We start from the raw sequence: 1,410 nt of genomic DNA, 5'->3' as shown, positions 1-1,410 counted from the left end.
TTACACATCTCAACAATACCTTCCATACCTTCAGGAATATCAAGGATGGCAAAAGCTACGAACAGGCACAAACCGGTAGTGTCAATAAAGGAGGTCGCGATTTGGAAGTTACGGGACAGATCAACTTGGCCTTCAGCTGCTAATGGGTCAGTTTTGCCGCTTACGCCCAGGATATTGGTAGCAACAACATATCCGGCAGTGTGGTCAGCTCCCATAGTCGTTGTAGCGTACGTTACGCCAACACCTTTAACAGCACGGGGGTCATAGGCAGGAATGCCTTGGCCTTTAACGGTTGGCACGCGGGTTACGCCATATACTTTGCCGGTAACTGCGGCGCCTGCGCCTAAGATCCGGCCAAGCGGAGTTGCCTTACCCATTTCGTGGATTAGTTCAATAGCAGCTTTGCTATCGCCAAACTTTGCGATACCAGCTTCCATTGCCACCCCTAGAGTAACAGCCATTTCAATCGTATCAACGCCATAATCGTCACATAGACGGTTCATATAGGCAATGTCATCAAGGTTGTTTGCCCCAATGTTTGCCCCAAAGCCCCAGCAAGTTTCGTATTCAAGACCGCCGGTAACCATTTCGCCCTCTTTATTCTTATAGGTTTGCGAGCAACGAATAATACAGCCTGGTGAGCATGCATGGGTTGGGTTGGCGCCACGGGCTTTAATCGTTTCATACATCGTTTCGCCGCCAGTGTCGTTAGCGTTTTCAAAACGGCCTTCTGAGAAGTTTCTGGTCGGCAGGCCGCCAGCTTCGTTCAAAATGTTAACAAGCACGTTAGTTCCGTATGTTGGCAGGCCTTGACCGGTTACGGCATGGCTGGTCAGCGCTTTAGCCAGTTTCTTCGCACCAGCTCTAAAGGCTTCCTCATTCGCAAAGGCAATATTGGCAGCACCAGCATCATCAACAACAATAGCTTTTAAGCCTTTACTGCCCATGACTGCACCCAGACCACCACGGCCAGCTTGACGGGTAGGTTCACCCTCCTGGTCGGTAGCACCGATACAAGCTGAGGCCATTTTGTTTTCCCCTGCAGTACCGATAGCGGCTATACCGACTTTGAGGCCATACTTCTCCTGAAGTTTAGCAGTAGCATCATAGATATTCAGCCCCTTAAGCTCAGGGCATTCTTCTAATTTAATCCCGTCTTTGGTAACAACCATCGTGTACAGTTTACCATCTTGAGCTACATCTTCAACAATAATAGCTTCTGCGCCAGCGCGGGCAAGTTTATGGCCGATAAAGCCGCCAACGTTGCTTTCTTTAATCGTCCCAGTCAGCGGGCTTTTAGCTCCGAAGGACATACGACCAGCATTAGGAGCAAATGTACCAGTTAAAAATCCTGGTGCAAGAATTAGTTTGTTGAGCTTCCCAAGCGCATGGGCATTGGCATCAACCTCA

General features: G+C 49.3%; 1 protein-coding gene. It reads right to left on the bottom strand.

Annotation, left to right across the window (positions count from 1 at the left end; all coding sequences use genetic code 11):
• Window positions 1-1,410 (bottom strand): aldehyde ferredoxin oxidoreductase C-terminal domain-containing protein (locus B9A22_RS24820; protein ID WP_139796401.1); only part of this gene is annotated, 1,410 nt, incomplete at both ends.

It is taken from the genome of Sporomusa malonica (genome assembly GCF_900176355.1).
GTDB classification, from domain to species: domain Bacteria; phylum Bacillota; class Negativicutes; order Sporomusales; family Sporomusaceae; genus Sporomusa; species Sporomusa malonica.
The sequence above is the reverse complement of the archived record's forward strand: the minus strand, read 5'-3'. Positions and strand labels throughout refer to the sequence as shown.